This is a genomic window from Streptomyces sp. NPDC002156 (genome assembly GCF_053593675.1).
Genome location: NZ_JBSFDA010000077.1, coordinates 31,156 through 47,216, shown reverse-complemented (window position 1 = coordinate 47,216; position 16,061 = coordinate 31,156). Strand labels below are relative to the sequence as shown.

The following is a 16,061-nucleotide window of genomic DNA, read 5'->3' as shown; positions in this document are numbered from 1 at the left end:
CTCATCAAGAGCGGACGTACCGAGGACGAGGCGGCCTCCCGTCTGGTGGCCGCACTGCGCGGCGCCCTCATCGGCTGGTCCACGGCACCGGACCGGAGGGACGACTGAGGGCCCCCGACCGCGGCCGGGACGACGGCATCACAGGGTGAGCAGTTCCTCGTGGAAGCCGCCGAACTCCCGTTCCCGGTCGATGAGATGGATCTCCAGGATCCAGTGGCAGCGGCGCCCGGCCTTGTCGGTGCGCCGCATGGGAGTGGTGTTGGCGGGCGCGACGTACGACTCCACGTCCGCGCCCTCGATCCACTCGTGCGGGAACTCGCCGACCAGATGTCCGGCGTGCCAGCCGCCCAGCTCCCACCCGGCCTCCTTCGCGAGCCGCTCCACCTCGGCGTACAACCGTGCTCCGGTGATCTCCGGATCGGCCTCGAAGAAGCGCCGGCCCGCCGCGAAGAGCTGCGGCAGGTCGTCGCGGAGCCGGTGCTTGACCGGGTCGTCGCCGAGGACGAAGGTCCGGCCGAAGTCGGCCTCGTACTCCTCGAAGATCGGCCCGAAGTCGGCGAACACGATGTCGTCCGCGCCGATCACCCGGTCCGGCGGGTTCTCCCGGTAGGGCTTCAGCGTGTTCGGCCCCGAGCGCACGATCCGCTTGTGCCAGTGCCGGGTCGTGCCGAACAGTTCATTGGCCAGATCTCGGACCCGGTCGCTGACCGCCCGCTCGCCCTCGCCGGGCGCGACCAGCCCACGCTTCTCGATCTCCGTGAAGAGCCGCTCGGCCTTCGCCTGGGCGTCCAGCAGCCGTGCCGCACGCGTGGGTTCGTCATCCGCCATGGGCCGAACGTAGTTACCTAGATCGCTTCCGGCAACGCAATTCCGATGCCCGGACCCGGGTCCCGTGCAAACGCACATGCCATCTCAACAGATCACAGTTACGGATCATGCGAAGGCACAGGAGACATTTGCCTTGCATCTGCGGCAGTATCATCAGCGCCTGAACCCGCTGGCTGCCAGAACTCCAGGTGATCGTGTCCGTCAGGACCAGAGAGAGTGGACCCGTGATGACCCGTACCGTGCGCCGGACCCGCCGACCGATGCGGGTGGCCGCTCTGGGGGCCACCGCGCTGCTGGCCCTGAGCGCCTGCTCGTCGTCCGACGACTCCTCGTCGGCGAAGTCGGACTCCGCCGCGTCCACCGCGTCGTCGGACAAGCTGTCCGGCACGGTGACCGTGTTCGCCGCCGCGTCGCTGAAGGAGAGCTTCACGACGCTGGGCGAACAGTTCGAGAAGGACCACCCCGGTACGAAGGTGACCTTCAGCTTCGGTGGCAGCGACTCCCTCGCCGCCAGCATCACCGGCGGCGCCCCGGCGGACGTGTTCGCGTCGGCCAGCCCCAAGACGATGAAGATCGTCACGGACGCGGGCGACGCCACCGGCACACCCGCCACCTTCGTGCGCAACCAGCTGGAGATCGCCACCCTGCCGGGCAACCCCGACAAGATCGCCTCGCTCAAGGACCTCACCAAGTCCGGGCTGAAGGTCGTGCTGTGCGACAAGGAGGTGCCGTGCGGCGCCGCCGCCCAGAAGGCCCTGGACGCCACCAAGTTGAAGCTCACCCCCGTCTCCTACGAGCAGGACGTCAAGGCCGCTCTCACGAAGGTCGAGCTGAAGGAGGCCGACGCGGCCGTCGTCTACAAGACCGATGTGCACGCCGCAGGTGACAAGGTGGAGGGTGTGGAGTTCCCCGAGTCCGCCAACGCCATCAACGAGTATCCGATCGTCCAGCTCAAGGACGCCCAGAACACCGAGGCCGCCAAGGCGTTCATCGCACTGGTGCGGTCCGCGGCGGGCCAGCAGGTCCTGACCGAGGCCGGGTTCCTCAAGCCGTGACCCTCCCGACCGACAAGTCCGACGCCGCGGCCGACGCCCTCCGGGGTGGCCCGCGGCGTCGGCGCGTCCGGACGGGCGGCATGGGTGGCGGCGGCCGGGGCGCTCCCCTGCCGCTGCTGGTGCCCGCGTTGATCGGCGTGGCGTTCCTGGTCGTACCGCTGATCGCACTCCTCGTACGGGCCCCCTGGCGCAGCCTGCCCGAGCTGCTGACCAGCGCCGAGGTGTGGCAGGCGCTCCAGCTGTCCCTGGTCTGCGCGACCGCCGCCACCGCGGTGAGCCTGGTCATCGGTGTGCCGCTGGCCTGGCTGCTGGCCCGCGTCGAGTTCCCCGGACGCGGACTCGTCCGGGCCCTGGTCACCTTGCCGCTCGTGCTGCCGCCGGTGGTCGGCGGTGTGGCGCTGCTGATGGCGCTCGGCCGCAACGGCATCGTCGGGCGGTCGCTGGACTCCTGGTTCGGGATCACGTTGCCGTTCACCACTGCGGGGGTCGTGGTCGCGGAGGCGTTCGTCGCGATGCCCTTCCTGGTCATCAGCGTCGAGGGCACCCTGCGCGCCGCCGACCCCCGCTTCGAGGAGGCGGCGGCCACGCTCGGCGCCTCCCGGTTCACCGCGTTCCGCCGGGTCACGCTCCCGCTGATCGCCCCGGGCATCGCGGCCGGCGCGGTACTGGCCTGGGCGCGGGCGCTGGGCGAGTTCGGGGCGACGATCACCTTCGCGGGCAACTTTCCCGGCCGTACGCAGACGATGCCCCTGGCGGTCTATCTGGCTCTACAGAGCGATCCGGAGGCCGCCATCGCCCTCAGCCTGGTCCTGCTGGCCGTGTCCGTCGCGGTGCTGGCGGGCCTGCGCGACCGTTGGATGACAACAGGATGACCACTCTTCACGATGCCCCCGACGGGCTCGACGCCCATCTCGTCGTCGAGCGCGGCGCCTTCCGTCTCGACGTGGCGCTGAGTGTCGCGCCCGGTGAGGTCGTCGCCCTGCTCGGCCCGAACGGTGCCGGGAAGACCACCGCCCTGCGTGCCCTCGCCGGTCTGGCACCGCTCACCGACGGTCATCTTCGCCTGGACGGCACGGCGTTGGAACGTACGCCGCCGGAGTCCCGCCCGGTCGGCGTCGTATTCCAGGACTACCTGCTCTTCCCCCACCTGAGCGCCCTGGACAACGTGGCGTTCGGGCCGCGCTGCCAGGGCGCGACCAAGGCGGAGGCCCGTGCGCGGGCCGCCGAGTGGCTCGACCGCCTGGGCCTCGCGGACCACGCCGGCGCCAAGCCGCGCAAGCTGTCCGGCGGCCAGGCCCAGCGCGTCGCCCTGGCCCGCGCACTGGCCACCCGGCCGCGCCTGCTGCTCCTCGACGAGCCGCTGGCGGCGCTGGACGCCCGTACCCGCCTGGAAGTGCGCGCCCAACTCCGGCGCCACCTGGCCGAGTTCGCGGCCGTCGCCGTCCTGGTCACGCATGACCCGCTGGACGCGATGGTGCTGGCCGACCGGCTGGTCGTGGTCGAGGACGGCCAGGTCGTCCAGGAGGGCGGTCCGTCCGACATCGCCCGCCATCCCCGTACGGACTACATCGCCCAGTTGGTCGGCCTGAACCTCTACCGGGGCAAGGCCGACGGCCACACCGTCCGACTCGACACCGGCCCCGTCATCACCACCACGGAGATCCTGTCCGGCCCGGTGTTCGTGGCGTTCCCGCCGAGCGCGGTCACCCTCTACCGCGACCGCCCGACCGGCGCCAGCGCCCGCAACCTCTGGCGCTGCGAGGTAGCGGGCCTGGAGACCCACGGCGACCAGATCCGCGCCGACCTCGCGGGAGAGCTACCGCTGGCCGCGGACCTGACCACGGTCGCCGCCGCCGAACTCGAACTGCATCCGGGGGCCGAGGTCTGGGCGACGGTGAAGGCGACGCAGACGCACGCGTATCCGGTCTGAGAGCGTCCACTGCGGGGCCGCTTCCACGTCCGGCAAGGCGCGCCATGGCATCGACGGCGGCCAGGACCTCACCTCGGCGCTCCCCTGGGCTCCGTCACGGAACTCGCTCTCGCCACGGGCCCGGTGGCGGGCGTCTCCACCCGCAACAGCCTGCCCGGCACGGTGAGCGCCGTCCCCCCTCGGAGGCCCAGGGCCCGGAGTCGCGATGGCCTCCGCCAAAGTCGGCGTCGAGGGCTACGACCTCACCGCCGGGATCGTCACCACGCCGGCCAAGTCGACCCAGGCCTCCCTCGCCGCCGTCGGACACCTCTTATTACGCGCCGGCGATCTCGGGCAGTGCGACGCCCAACTTCTCCGCCCCTTCCCTCAGTTCGCGCCACACCTTCGGTGCCACGGGCACCCCCTCGTCGGCCCGGCTCTCAGCCAGTGCGGCGCTGCGTTCGCCCGGGTAGAAGACGCCTGCGGCGCCCTCCGCGACCGGGAGTTGCTTCAGGGTTCCCAGTGTCGTGTCGACGGCTGCGGCAAAGGCGTCCGGGTCGCCGAAGGCCGCCGGGTCGAGGGCGATGAGCAGGGCGTTCTGGCGGTGCTTGCGGCCCTGGGGGTCGTCCGAGTGGAAGGCGGAGAAGATCGGGGCGCCGACGAGCACGCTGGTCAGCAGTTCGAAGGCGAGTGACATGCCCGAGCCCTTGGCGCCGCCCAGCGGCAACGGCATGACCGCCTGCTCGGGATCGGTCGTGGGAGTGCCGTCCTCGGTGGCGGCGGCGCCCTCGGGCAGCTGGGTGCCGTTTGCCCTGGCCTGGCGGATCTTGCCCAGGGCGATGGTGGCGGTGGCCATGTCGAGGAGCAGCGGCGCGTGTTCGCGGGCCGGTACGGCGATGGCGATCGGGCTGGTGGCCACGGCGGCGCCCTTGACGCCGGTGTAGCCCATGTTCGGCATTCCGGCGACGAATCCGATGCCGACCAGGCCCTGTTCGGCGATCTTCGAGACGTAGTAGCCGATGGCTCCCGTGTGGACGGTCCGGCGTACGCCCACGGAGGCGATGCCGGTCGTCCGGGCCCGCCGTACGGCCTCCTCGGCGGCAGCGGTCAGGGCCACCGGGCCGGGGGCGCGGTCGGCGTCCAGGACTGCGGCGGCAGGCGTGGTGGACTCGAAGGTGAGGTCGGGCTTGGCGTTGGCCACGCCCTTGGCCAGCAGTTCGACGTAGGCGGGGACGCGGGCGATGCCGTGGGAGTCGACGCCGCGCTGAGCGGCCCAGACGAACACGTCGGCGGTGGTGCGGGCGTGCTCGGGGCTGAGGCCCGCCTTCTCCAGGACGGCGGCGGCGAGGGTACGCAGCTCAGCGGCGGGGACAATGACCTTGCCCGGCTTGGGCGTTGGGGTGTCGGACATGGTGGCGGGGGTCTCCTGGTTCAGCGGGTGACAAGAACGTCGACGACAGCGGTCGTACCGTCCGCCACGGCCTTGAGGGCGCGCTCCAGAGCGGGCGCGAGGGCATCGGGCGCGTCGACCGTCTCGGTGTGCATCCCGAACGGCTCGGCGAACGCGGCGAGTCGGGGCAGCCGGTGCAGATCGGTGCCGAGCCACTCGCCGGTCTCGGCCGCCGCGCCCTGGGGGTAGAAGCGGCGGTGGTTGAGGTTCATCGACTTGTAGACACGGTTGTTGAACACCACGATCAGCAGCGGGAGTTCGTATGTCTTCGAGGCGTCGTACGACGGGAGGACCGGGTTGTACGCGAACGCGCCGTCGCCGATCGTGAGCACCACGGGGCGTTCCCGTGCGGCAAGTTTGACGCCGAGGGCGACCGCCATGCCCTGGCCGAGACCGCCCTGGACGTAGAAGTACGAGTCGGGGTCGGAGACCTGCAAATGGCGTTTGACGACCCGGCTGTGGGTGATGGTCTCGTCGACGACGATCGCGTCCCGCCCGTCGAGGAGCCCCCGCAGGGTCGCGGCGAGCAGCACCGGGTCGACGCCCTCTCCCCCCGCCGCCTTCGCCTCCGCGGCTGCGATGGCCGCCTGTTCGTCGGCGTGCCGCTGCTCCTGTGCCGTACGGCGTGCGGTGACGGCAGCCGTGTCGAGCCCGTGGGCACGCTTGGTGAGCTGGCGCAGGGTGTTGGCGACGTTGCCTTCCAAGTAGTGGTCGGCGAACAGGACTTGGTAGGTGATGTGCGGGCGCTGCGGTACCTCGTCGATGACGACGACCTTCGCGCGGGCCGGGCGGCGGGAGGGCGGGTAGAAGGGGGCCCGGCAGTTGACGAGGAGGATCAGGTCCGCCTCGTCCAGCCACGGGCCGATGTCGGAGCCGGCGTGCAGGGGGTGCGTACGCGGGAAGTTGCCGCACACGGCCGAGTCCGGTTCGACGACCGGGATGTTCCACGCCTCGGCGAAGGCGGCCAGGGCCTCGAAGCCTCCCGCCTCCCGGCCCGCCGTCTCGGTCACGACGACGGGGTTGTCCGCCTCGCGGATCAACTGGGCGACGGGGTCGACCTCTTCGGGCGAGCTGTGTGTGGAGCCGGGCGGGACGATCGGCTTGGCCTCGCGGCCGTCCCACTCCTCCAGGAGGATCTCCAGCGGGATGTTGAGGTACGTCGGTCCCGCCGGGGCCCGCCAGGACAGTTCGGCGGCACGGGTGATCATCGTCGGCAGCGTGTGGACGCTCGCTGCCTCGGTGGACCACTTGGTGAACGGCTGGGCGACGCCGTGCGGGCCGCCCACGATCGACAGGTTGCGGTACCACTGGCCGCCCGGGTCCTGGCCGGGGCCGTCGCCGTAGGTCGTCGACTCCGAGGAGGCGACCACCATGGGAACGCCCGCGAGCAGCGCGCCGTGGACCGCCATCGAGCCCTGGAGGAGGCCGGGGGCCGCGTGCAGGAGCACGCCCTGCGGCCGGCGCTCGACAAGGCCGTAGCCGGTGGCCATGCCGACGGCGACGGTCTCGTGCGTGAGGTCGAGGTACTGCGGGCAGGGCAGTCCGTCGCGGTGGTGGCGGGCCAGTGACTCCCACACCGGGGCCCATTCGGATCCCGAGGAGCAGAAGAGGTAGTCGGCGCCGGCGGCGGTGAAGGCGCGAACGGCCGCGTCCCCGCCATCCCTGTACTGGCTGTGGCTCTGGCTCATGTCAGCCCTCGATCGGCCAGTTCAGGACCTCGGAGATACCCCGGCCCATGATCCATTCGAGCTCTTCCGGGGTGAAGTCCCAGTGCTTGGTGAACTGCTCGATGGTGTCGGTGTACGTGATGCCGTGGCCGAGCAGCCGGGTGATGTCGGTGCCGTAGAAGCAGCGCTGCGGGCCCATCTTGTCGACCATCTCGCGCACGTACTTCTGGATGTTGTTGTTCGGGAAGGGCTGCGTCGAGTAGCCCGGCAGCGCGGAGAGTTTGACGTAGATGTTGGGGTGGGCGGCCAGGTCGGCGGTCTCCGAGACCCAGTAGCCGATGGAGTCGTCGACGCAGCGGGCCATGATGCCCATGTGGTCGATGATGATCTTCAACTCGGGGTGCTTGGCGGCGATCTCGCCGAGTTCGCGCTTCCAGATCGGCGCGTGGACCATCGTCGGGACGCGCAGTTCCTCCGCGAGGGGCCAGTACCAGTCGTTGGTGCCGTCGATCATCCAGTTGCGGTCGATCGGCCGGTGGAAGGTGAGCCTGGTGCCCTTGACGTGCGGGTTCTGCGCGAAGTCCGCGAGCATGGCCTTGCCCTCTTCGGGCTTGTTCTGCGGGATGCGCGCCATGATGCCGAACCGGTCCGGGTGGGCCTCGCAGGCTTCGAGGGCGTAGTCGATGCGGTCGCCCTCCCAGGAGGGGGGAAGGATCAGCGCCCGGTTCACCCCCGCCTCGTCCATCAGCTCCAGCGCCTCCTCGTACGAGAAGGGGTCCTCGCGGTGTCCGTTGAGGCGGATGCGCTCCCGCGCTCCCGGGACCCAGGGGCGGTCCTCGGACTCTTCCAGCCAAATGTGGATCTGCGTGTCGACAACGAACATCGGCGGGCTCTTTCTCTTCGGCGGAGGTGGTGACGTGGTGCGGTGGTGAGGTGGTGCGGATGGAACGCTAGGCGTGGTGCGAGGCCTTGCGGAGCCCCTGGGAGCGCAAGCACTTGTTGCACGTGACCGCCCCATGAGCAGGGCATTTTCAGCTTGCGGAGGCGTCCCCGAAGACGGCGCCGACGATGTGCTCGGCGATCGCCATGGAGGCAGTGGCGGCCGGTGAGGGGGCGTTGCGGACGGCGGTGACCCGGCCCACCCGATGGATGCGGAAGTCGTCCAGGAGGGTGCCGTCGCGGTCCAGGGCCTGGGCGCGGACACCCGCTCCGCCGCGCACGACGTCGGAGACGCCGACGTCCGGGACGTACAGCCCGGCGTCCTTCATGAAGGCGGTCGTGGAGAAGGAGCCCCGGTATTCGCGGATGCCGGTACGCCAGTGCCGGGCCGCCATCCTCCAGGTGCCCGGGTACGCGGCGAGGCCGAGGAGGTCCTTCGGGGAGATCCTCGTCCGCGTGTAGCCCTCCCTGGCCAGGGCCAGGACCGCGTTGGGACCGACCTCCACCGAGCCGTCGACGCGGGGTGTGAAGTGCACGCCGAGGAACGGGTAGCGCGGATCCGGCACGGGGTAGATCAGACCGCGGACCAGGTCGGCCCTCTCCGGCTTGAGCAGCATGTACTCGCCCCGGAACGGGACGATCCGCGGCTCCCGCCTGTCCTGCGCGAGTCGCGCCACGGCGTCCGACTGCAGGCCCGCGCACAGGATCAGTCGGTCCACGCGGACGCGTTCCTGTCCGGAGGTCACCGAGATGCCGCCCGGCACGGTGGTGATGCCCGTGACCGGGAAGCCGAGCCTGACCTCGCCACCGGAGTCGACGACGTCCTTGGCGAAGGAGCGGGCGATCGCCGGGTAGTCGGTGATGGCGGTGCGGGGCGAGTGCAGCGCGGCGACGCCGGCGCCGTTCGGCTCGTACTCCCGGATCTCCTCCTTGGAGATACGCCGCAGGTCGGGCACGTGGTTGTTCCTGGCCCGCTCGTAGAGGTCGTTCATCCGGCCGAGTTCGTCCTCGCGGACCGCCACGACCAGCTTGCCGATCTCCTTGTACGGCAGTTCGCGGTCCCGGCAGTACTCGCGCAACAGCGCCACGCCTCGTACGCACAGGTCGGCCTTCAGGCTGCCGGGTGTGTAGTAGATGCCGGCGTGCACGACGCCCGAGTTGTGGCCGGTCTGGTGGAGGGAGACCTCCGGCTCCTTCTCGAAGACGACGACCCGGGTGCCGGGGCGGCTCAGGGCGATCTCGCGGGCCGTGGCCAGGCCCACGATGCCGGCGCCGACGATGCCGACGGTCTCGTCAGCCACGAACCGGCTCCCCGGGCTTCCCTGGCTCCCCGAGATGGATCGCGACCGTCTTGACCCGGGTGGAGAAGCGCAGCACCTCGTCGCCCTGCTCCTTGTAGGCCGTACCGGAGTCGTGGAAGCCGCCGAAGGGCAGATGGACGTCCCAGCCGGTGGTCGTGGTGTTGACCGCGACCTGTCCGCACTCGGCCTCGTCTGCGAAGCGGTAGGCGTTGCCCAGGTCGCGGGTGAAGACGGCCGCCGCGAGGCCGAAGTCGGAGTCGTTGACCGCCTCGACGGCCGCCGCGAAGTCGTCGACCGCGCGAACGGCGAGGACCGGGCCGAAGACCTCCTCGCGCCAGATCGCCGTATCGGGCGTGACGCCGGCGAGGACGGTCGGCTGCACATAGCAGCCGTGGGCGCGCTCGCCCTCGGTGTCCGCGCGGCCGCCGGTGAGGACGGTGGCGCCCTGTTCGATCGCCTGGTCCAGGTCCGCGAGGACGCTGTCGCGCTGCTTCGGGCTCGACAACGGGCACAGGGTCGTCGCCGGGTCGCTGCCCGGGCCGACCTTCAGCGTCTCGACCTCGGCGACCAGCAGACGTGCGAACTCCTCGTACACCGGCTGTTCGACGATCACTCGGCTGGTGGCGGTGCAGCGCTGGCCTGCCTGGCCGAAGGAGGCGGCGACGACGGCCTTCGCGGCTGCGGGCAGGTCGGCGTCGCGCAGGACGACGGAGGCGTTCTTGCCGCCGAGTTCGCCCTGGAAGCGGACGTTGCGGTCGGCGAGGCGGCGCCGGATACGGTTGCCGACCGCGTTGGAGCCGGTGAAGGTGATGCCGACGATCCGCGGGTCGTCGAGGAGGGCCTCCTCGATCTCCGCCGTACGGCCGGTCACGACGTTCAGGACACCGGCCGGCAGACCCGCGTCGTGCAGGGCGCGGGCGAAGTGCAGGCCCGACAGCGGGGTTTCGGTGGCCGGTTTGAACACGGCCGCGTTGCCTGCCGCGAGCAGCGGGGCGAGCTTGCGGGCGGGGGTGATCAGCGGGTCGTTCCAGGGGCTGATCACGAGGATCACGCCGATGGGCTCGCGCTGGGTGTGGGTGCGGTGATTGGGGCGTACGTCGTGCAGGAGGGTGCCGTAGCCCTGGCGGGCGAGACCGGCGTAGTACTCCAGGAAATCGGCGGCCTTGAGCGTCTCGCCGGTGGCCTCGGCGCGGGTCTTGCCGTTCTCGGCCGTGACGTCGGCGGCGATCTCGTCGACCCGTTCGCGGATCAGCCGGGCGGCGTCGGTGAAGACGCGGGCCCGTTCGAAGGGGCTGGTGCGCTTCCAGGTGACGAATCCGCGCGCGGCGTGGTCGTAGGCCCGGGTGACGTCCTTGGCGGCGAGGGCGGGGACGTGGGCGAAGGGGGCACGGACGTCGGCCGGGTCGTGGACGTCGATCCAGTCGCCGGTCGACACCCACTCGCCGCCGGAGAGGGTTTCGAGGGTACGCATGCGGTTCACAACACCTCACTGGGTGGGGGTGGGACCAGCACCGGGGCGGCAGACATAGGTTGCGCTCTGCGCGAGCCGCTCATCAGGGGATTCGTGTTGGAATCGGCGGTGTCCGCGCATTCTCCGGAGGAGTCGATATGGCTTTCGTCGTTGTCGCCCAGTACCGCTGCGAGCCCGCTGACGCGGGGGTGGTGCGGGACGCGTTGTTGAAGGCGCGGGAAGGTACGCGTGCGGAGCCGGCCAACCTGGTGTACGAGGTGCATTCGGTGGTTGATCAGCCGGGGGCTTTTCTGCTGTATGAGAGCTATGTCGACAAGGGTGGGTTCGAGGCGCACAAGGTCGCTGATCACTTCCGGGAGGTGATCGTGGAGACGGTGTGGCCGTTGCTTGTCGAGCGGGTGGTTACTTTTGCCGAGGTGCTTTAGGTGTGATTTCTGGGCGCGGGTTGTCTGTGGCTTGTCGCGCAGTTCCCCGCGCCCCTGGGGTGAGTTCTAGAACTCGTTGCCCCATACGTACCGGGCGATTGTCTCCACCAAGGTCAGCTTGCGGCGCTGCTGCTCTGCTGTCAGTAGGGGGTGTGATGCCGCGTCCGCGAAACCTCTCGACGGGGATACGGCGCCGTCCTCCAGGTCCTTGAACTCGGCCGCCGCGTCGATGCGTTCCATCACCGTGTCGATGTCCTCCAACCCGGGTACGGTCGCGTCGACCACGCCCAGGCAGAAGTCACGGTCGCTCGGCAGTGCCCTGAGCAGGTCGAGTTCGGACTCGGTGCCCTGGTCGAAGGGGAGGATCCAGCGGTCGGCCGGGATGCTCGCGTACAGCTGCTCGGTACGGGCTCGGTCCACTGCGGCGGGGGCCGTCCAGCCGGGGCAGACGCCGATGCGTACGCCCTCGGGGCGCTCGTCCAGCCGTACCGCCAAGGCGTCGACCGCCAGCGCGTCCTCGAAGGACAGTGCACCCGGGTCGCCGTCCAGGAGCAGTGGGTTGTTCAGCTGGATCAGGCGTACGCCCTTCGAGACCAGGAGGGCGATCTCCGCTCGGACGATCTCCGCGAGGGCCTCCCCCAGTTCGCGGGGGGACGAGGGGCCGAGGCCGGGCTGATACGTCGTCGCGGCCAGGTATGCCGGGGAGGGCAGGGACACCTTGGGGGCGATCAGCGTCAGCTCGGTGAGCTTCTCCGCCCAGTCCGCGACCAGGGGGCCGCCCGCCTTGGGGAGGGACTCCGCGACCCAGCGGACCAGGCCGTCGGGGGTCGTTTCCTCCGTACGGCGGAATCCTGACACCCCGTCAAGAACCGCGCTCCGGAAGTCCTCACGGGGATAGTCGCCGTCTGTGACGACCGTGGATCGCAGTTTCCGCTGGAGGACCACGGTGTCCTCGACCGCCTGCTCGACGCCGGTCGTGGCGAGGTCGGTGGGGCGGACCAGGCTGCCGTGGTGGTCGATGCGGTAGTTGAAGGTGTCCGCCATGACGTCACGCGTCCTTTCCGGAGGTTCCGGAGGTGCCGGCGGGCTTGCCGGTGACGCCCCAGGCCGCGAACTCCAGTTCGTAGCCGAGGGATTGGAGGACGTCCTCGGCGATCTGCTGGTCCTCGTCGGCGGTTCCGCCGGCTATGCCGAGGCCACCGATGATCTCGCCGTCCCTCTTGATGGTGACGCTGCCCTCGGTGGCCATGATCGGCATCGCGGCGCCGGGCAGTTGGGAGAGCTGGGAGAAGAAGACGGGCTGGCTCTCCTGCCACTTCTTCAGCATCTTGCCGGGCCGCTGCATGATCGCGGCGGTGTAGGCCTTGGCTCGGGCGATGTCCGGGGTGAGCGGGCGGGCCCCGTCCGGGCGGCGGATGGCTATCGGGAATCCGCCCGCGTCGACCACGGCCACGCTCACCGCCTTGCCGATGGCCTGGGCGCGCTTGTGGGCGGCGTCGATGATCTCCTCGGCGGCGTCCAGGGTGAGGCTGCTCATGCGGCTTCCTTCGGTGCGGGTGCGGGGCTCATGCGGCTTCCTTGGGGGCGGTGAGGGTGCGGCGCAGCCGGGCGACGGCCGCGTTGTACGGGCCCGGGGTCTCCCAGTACATGGAGTGCGGGGCGCCCGGGACGATCTCCAGGTGGGAGCCGGGCAGCAGTTCGTGGGCGCGGGTGACGGTCTTGACGCTGAGGACCGCGTCCTTCTCGCCCGCGAGGAAGGCGACCCGCACGCCCGAGGCCTGGATCTCCTCCAGGGAGGGGCCGTTGGTGTCGAGGTTGCGCAGGTCCTGCATCCTGGCGACGTTGAAGGTGCCCATCTGCTGGAACAGGAAGGTCAGGTCGGCGCGCTCCCGCTGGAACCGCCTGGTCAACAGGCGGTCGATGACCGGCAGTTTGACCGCCTCTGCACGGTCGGTGGCGGCCAGCTCCTTCAACTCGGGGTGACTGATGCCGCCGAGGGAGTGGCCGAGGACGACCGACCCGACCCGCTCGGGGCGGAGCAGCCCGGCGCGCAGCGCGGCGACGGAGCCGATGGACTGGCCGACGAGCATCGCGTCGGTCAGGTCCTCCTGGTCCAGGACGGCGACGACATCACCGGGGAAGTCCTGGCCGTCGAACTCGGGCATGGAGCTGTCGGAATTGCCGAAGCCGCGCAGGTCGACCGTGACAACCGTGAACTCCTCGCGCAGCGCCGCCACTTGCTGCCACCAGGCGGCATGGTGACCACCGCTGCCGTGCACGAAGAGGATCGCCGGGCCGCTGCCGTGTCGCTCGTAGTAGATGGAGGTGCCGTCGGAGTCAGCAAGAGGCATGGGAACAACTCCCTTTTGGACAGGGTCAGTTGGGGCGCTTGCCGTGCCAGACCAGCTCGATCATGGTGTGGTCGGGGTCATGGATGTAGCAGAACTTCGACTGGTTCTCGGGGCGTTGGATCGGGCGGGTGTGCCTGATGCCCAGCTCCCCCAGGTGCTCCATGAAGTCGTCCCAGTCGTCGACCTCGACGGCGAAGTGGTAGGGCGCCATGCGCTCCATCTCCTCGACCGGGGTGAAGTGGAGGTCGAAGTTGCCTCGGGTCATCAGCACCACACGGGTGTTGGACTTGGGCATGATCCGCTTCATCCCGAAGACCCTCGTGTACCACTCGGCGGTCCGGTCGGGGTCGGTGGTCGGGAAGTTGACGTGGTGGATGTAGCGGGGCGCGTTGCTCATGCTCGATTCCCTTCGCGTTCTACGGGGTTGGACAGCACACCGATGCCGCTGATCTCGACCTCGACGGTGTCTCCCGGTTCCAGCTGGCAGGTCGCCTCGGCGCCCATCCACAGCACGTCGCCGGGGTGCAGGGTGATGTGCCTGGTGATCTCGACGATGTGGTCGAAGGGGTCGAAGACCATGTCGCCGGTGGGGAACTTGGCCCGCTCCTCGCCGTTCACCCTGAGCGTGGTCGTCTGTGCGAGCGCGTCGACGTCCGTCTCGATCCAGGGGCCCATCGGCTTGAAGGTGTCGCTGTTCTTGCTGCGCCAGAAGGTGCGGTCCTGGTGCTGCCAGGTGCGGGCGCTGACGTCGTTGCCGATGGTCCAGCCGAAGACGGACTCGCGCGCCTCCTCCTGGGTGGCGTGGCGGAGCGTACGGCCGATTACGGCGACGAGTTCGGGCTCGGCCTCGAAGCGGCCCTCGACCTCGGCCGGCTTCACGATCGGCGAACCGTGGCCGGTGAGCGCGTTGTTGGCCCGGTAGCCGACCTCGGGCCGCTCCGGGGTCGCGGCGCCGGCGTGTGCGATGTGCCGTGGGTAGTTGAAGCCGACCGCGTAGAAGACGGGCGGGACAACAGGCGGCAGCCATACGGCGGTTGAGCGCGGGATCATGCCGATGGTCTCCGGGGTGTCCGTGATCGGCGAGCCGGAGAGCAGCTCGATCCGTGACTCCCCCACGCGGCCCCACAGCGCCCGGCCCTCGACCGAGACTCGCGTGTACCTCATGGCGCCAGCAGGTGGGAGACGCGCTTGGTGACCAGATAGGCGTCCAGGGCTTCGGGCCCGCCCTCCCGGCCGTAGCCGCTGTCCTTCACCCCGCCGGAGGGTGCCTCGTGGACCGAGCCGCCGCAGTGGTTGATCGACAGGATCCCGGCTTCCAGTCCCGCGGAGAGGCGTTCGGCGGTGGCGGCGGACCGGGTGAAGCCGTAGGCAGCCAGGCCGTACGGCAACGAGTTCGCCGTGGCGAGGGCCTCGTCGAGGTCGGTGAAGGAGACGATCGGGGCGAGTGGTCCGAAGGGTTCCTCGTGCAGCATTTCCGCGTCCGCCGGTACGTCGGTCAGGACGGTCGGTGTGTAGAAGTACCCGGCGCGGTCCGGCCGTTCGCCGCCGGTGAGGATCTTGGCGCCCCGGGCGACGGCGTCGGCGGTCAGGCGTTCCGTCGCCTTCAGGCGGCGCTCGTTGGCGAGCGGTCCCATGGTGGTGCCCTCGGCCAGGCCGTCACCGACGACGACCGCCTCGGCGGCCTTCACGAACTCGGCGGTGAAGTCATCGACCAGGGACGCGTGGACCAGGAAGCGGCTCGGTGAGGTGCACACCTGTCCGGCGTTGGCGAACTTGGCCTGGGCGGACTTGCGGGCCGCCTGCACCGCATCCGCGTCCTCGCACACGATCACCGGGGCGTGGCCGCCCAGCTCCATCAGGGAGGGCTTCATGACCTTGCCGGCCTCGGCGGCGAGCAGCTTGCCGACCGGGACCGAGCCGGTGAAGGCGACGATGCGGGTGATGGGCGAGGCGATGAGGTGGGCGGAGACCTCAGCGGGCTCACCGAAGACGAGGTTGAGGACACCGGCCGGGAGCCCGGCGTCGGCGTAGCACCGGACGAGGGCGGCTGCGGTGGCGGGAGTCTCCTCGGAGCCCTTGATGATGATCGAGCAGCCTGCCGCCAGTGCGGAGGAGATCTTCCGGTTGGGGCCACCCACCGGGAAGTTCCACGGGACGAAGGCGGCGACGGGGCCGATGGGCTCGCGCCGGACCGTCAGGACGGTGCCTGGAGCCGAGGGGATGATGCGGCCGTACGCGCGGCGGGCGTCGTCTGCGTGCCAGCGCAGGGTGTCGGCGGTGCGGAGGGCCTCACCGGTGCTCTCCTTCAGGGGCTTGCCCTGCTCCAGGGTCATGACGCGGCCGATCTCGGCGGCGCGTGCGCCGATCAGGTCGGCGGCGGTGTGCAGGATCGCGGTGCGCTCGGCGATCGGCGTCGCGCGCCAAACACGGAAGCCCTCGTCGGCGGCGACGAGCGCGCGGTCCAGGTCGGCGGTGGTGGCCAGCGGTACCTCTCCGATCACCTCCTCGGTGGCCGGGTTGACGATCGGGGCGGTACCGCCGGTGCCGCCCTGGCACCACTCGCCCGCGATGTACATGCGGACGGCGGGGTAGCCGTGGTCTGTGGTGGTCATGGAATGGGTGCCTCTCAGGCAGGCGGGCGAAGCAAGTCGGAGGCCGGCAAAGG

Annotated in this window: 16 protein-coding genes; 4 read left to right on the top strand and 12 right to left on the bottom strand. The window is 70.3% G+C overall.

Translation table 11 applies throughout. From position 1 onward, the window contains the following. Positions 1-138: 138 nt before the first annotated feature. Positions 139-828 (bottom strand): M24 family metallopeptidase, encoded by a 690-nt coding sequence (locus ACWCRB_RS28040; RefSeq protein ID WP_450998686.1) that lies wholly within the window; start codon positions 826-828, stop codon positions 139-141. 227 nt (positions 829-1,055) lie between these two features. Here ACWCRB_RS28040 and modA point away from each other — a divergent pair, with 227 nt between their 5' ends. From modA to ACWCRB_RS28025, 3 genes are read left to right on the top strand one after another with little or no spacing between them, the layout of a single operon-like run. Next, complete coding sequence (gene modA / locus ACWCRB_RS28035; protein WP_450998688.1) at positions 1,056-1,883, top strand: molybdate ABC transporter substrate-binding protein; 828 nt, start codon at positions 1,056-1,058, stop codon at positions 1,881-1,883. Continuing rightward, complete coding sequence (gene modB / locus ACWCRB_RS28030; RefSeq protein ID WP_450998685.1) at positions 1,880-2,755, top strand: molybdate ABC transporter permease subunit; 876 nt, start codon at positions 1,880-1,882, stop codon at positions 2,753-2,755. The genes modA and modB overlap by 4 nt, the downstream gene beginning before the upstream one ends. After that, a complete protein-coding gene (locus ACWCRB_RS28025) occupies positions 2,752-3,813 on the top strand; it encodes an ABC transporter ATP-binding protein (RefSeq protein WP_450998684.1) in 1,062 nt (353 codons plus the stop codon). Before modB ends, ACWCRB_RS28025 begins: the two co-directional genes overlap by 4 nt. Before the next feature lie 313 nt (positions 3,814-4,126). On the opposite strand, the gene ACWCRB_RS28020 is transcribed toward ACWCRB_RS28025, so the two are convergent. The 5 genes from ACWCRB_RS28020 to ACWCRB_RS28000 form a co-directional block, all read right to left on the bottom strand. After that, complete coding sequence (locus ACWCRB_RS28020) at positions 4,127-5,203, bottom strand: Ldh family oxidoreductase (RefSeq protein ID WP_450998683.1); 1,077 nt, start codon at positions 5,201-5,203, stop codon at positions 4,127-4,129. A gap of 20 nt (positions 5,204-5,223) precedes the next feature. Then, the gene (locus ACWCRB_RS28015; protein WP_450998682.1) at positions 5,224-6,930 is read right to left on the bottom strand and encodes a thiamine pyrophosphate-dependent enzyme; all 1,707 of its coding nucleotides are present in this window, start codon (positions 6,928-6,930) and stop codon (positions 5,224-5,226) included. A 1-nt stretch (position 6,931) separates the two neighbouring features. Next, the gene (locus ACWCRB_RS28010; RefSeq protein ID WP_369031586.1) at positions 6,932-7,792 is read right to left on the bottom strand and encodes an amidohydrolase family protein; all 861 of its coding nucleotides are present in this window, start codon (positions 7,790-7,792) and stop codon (positions 6,932-6,934) included. Positions 7,793-7,940: 148 nt separating this feature from the next. Beyond that, positions 7,941-9,149, bottom strand: coding sequence for an L-2-hydroxyglutarate oxidase (gene lhgO, locus ACWCRB_RS28005; RefSeq protein ID WP_450998681.1), 1,209 nt, complete (start codon positions 9,147-9,149; stop codon positions 7,941-7,943). Beyond that, complete coding sequence (locus ACWCRB_RS28000) at positions 9,142-10,620, bottom strand: aldehyde dehydrogenase family protein (protein ID WP_450998680.1); 1,479 nt, start codon at positions 10,618-10,620, stop codon at positions 9,142-9,144. The genes lhgO and ACWCRB_RS28000 overlap by 8 nt, the downstream gene beginning before the upstream one ends. Positions 10,621-10,757: 137 nt before the next feature. Between ACWCRB_RS28000 and ACWCRB_RS27995 the strand changes: the two genes are divergently transcribed. Beyond that, positions 10,758-11,045 (top strand): putative quinol monooxygenase, encoded by a 288-nt coding sequence (locus ACWCRB_RS27995; protein WP_450998679.1) that lies wholly within the window; start codon positions 10,758-10,760, stop codon positions 11,043-11,045. A gap of 66 nt (positions 11,046-11,111) precedes the next feature. Here ACWCRB_RS27995 and ACWCRB_RS27990 read toward each other — a convergent pair whose 3' ends face one another. Genes ACWCRB_RS27990 through ACWCRB_RS27965 form a run of 6 tightly spaced genes read right to left on the bottom strand, consistent with a single transcriptional unit; the run spans position 11,112 to position 16,008 of the window. Further along, positions 11,112-12,089: a methionine synthase II (cobalamin-independent)-like protein gene (locus ACWCRB_RS27990; protein WP_450998678.1), complete on the bottom strand. Its 978-nt coding sequence runs from the start codon at positions 12,087-12,089 to the stop codon at positions 11,112-11,114. A gap of 4 nt (positions 12,090-12,093) precedes the next feature. After that, a complete protein-coding gene (locus ACWCRB_RS27985; protein WP_450998677.1) occupies positions 12,094-12,582 on the bottom strand; it encodes a GlcG/HbpS family heme-binding protein in 489 nt (162 codons plus the stop codon). A 28-nt stretch (positions 12,583-12,610) separates the two neighbouring features. Continuing rightward, positions 12,611-13,396, bottom strand: coding sequence for an alpha/beta fold hydrolase (locus ACWCRB_RS27980; protein WP_450998676.1), 786 nt, complete (start codon positions 13,394-13,396; stop codon positions 12,611-12,613). Between the two features lie 25 nt (positions 13,397-13,421). Continuing rightward, complete coding sequence (locus ACWCRB_RS27975; RefSeq protein ID WP_369031593.1) at positions 13,422-13,793, bottom strand: VOC family protein; 372 nt, start codon at positions 13,791-13,793, stop codon at positions 13,422-13,424. Beyond that, the gene (locus ACWCRB_RS27970) at positions 13,790-14,560 is read right to left on the bottom strand and encodes a fumarylacetoacetate hydrolase family protein (protein ID WP_450998675.1); all 771 of its coding nucleotides are present in this window, start codon (positions 14,558-14,560) and stop codon (positions 13,790-13,792) included. The genes ACWCRB_RS27975 and ACWCRB_RS27970 overlap by 4 nt, the downstream gene beginning before the upstream one ends. Then, a complete protein-coding gene (locus tag ACWCRB_RS27965) occupies positions 14,557-16,008 on the bottom strand; it encodes an NAD-dependent succinate-semialdehyde dehydrogenase (protein ID WP_450998674.1) in 1,452 nt (483 codons plus the stop codon). Before ACWCRB_RS27965 ends, ACWCRB_RS27970 begins: the two co-directional genes overlap by 4 nt. Between the last annotated feature and the right edge of the window lie 53 nt (positions 16,009-16,061).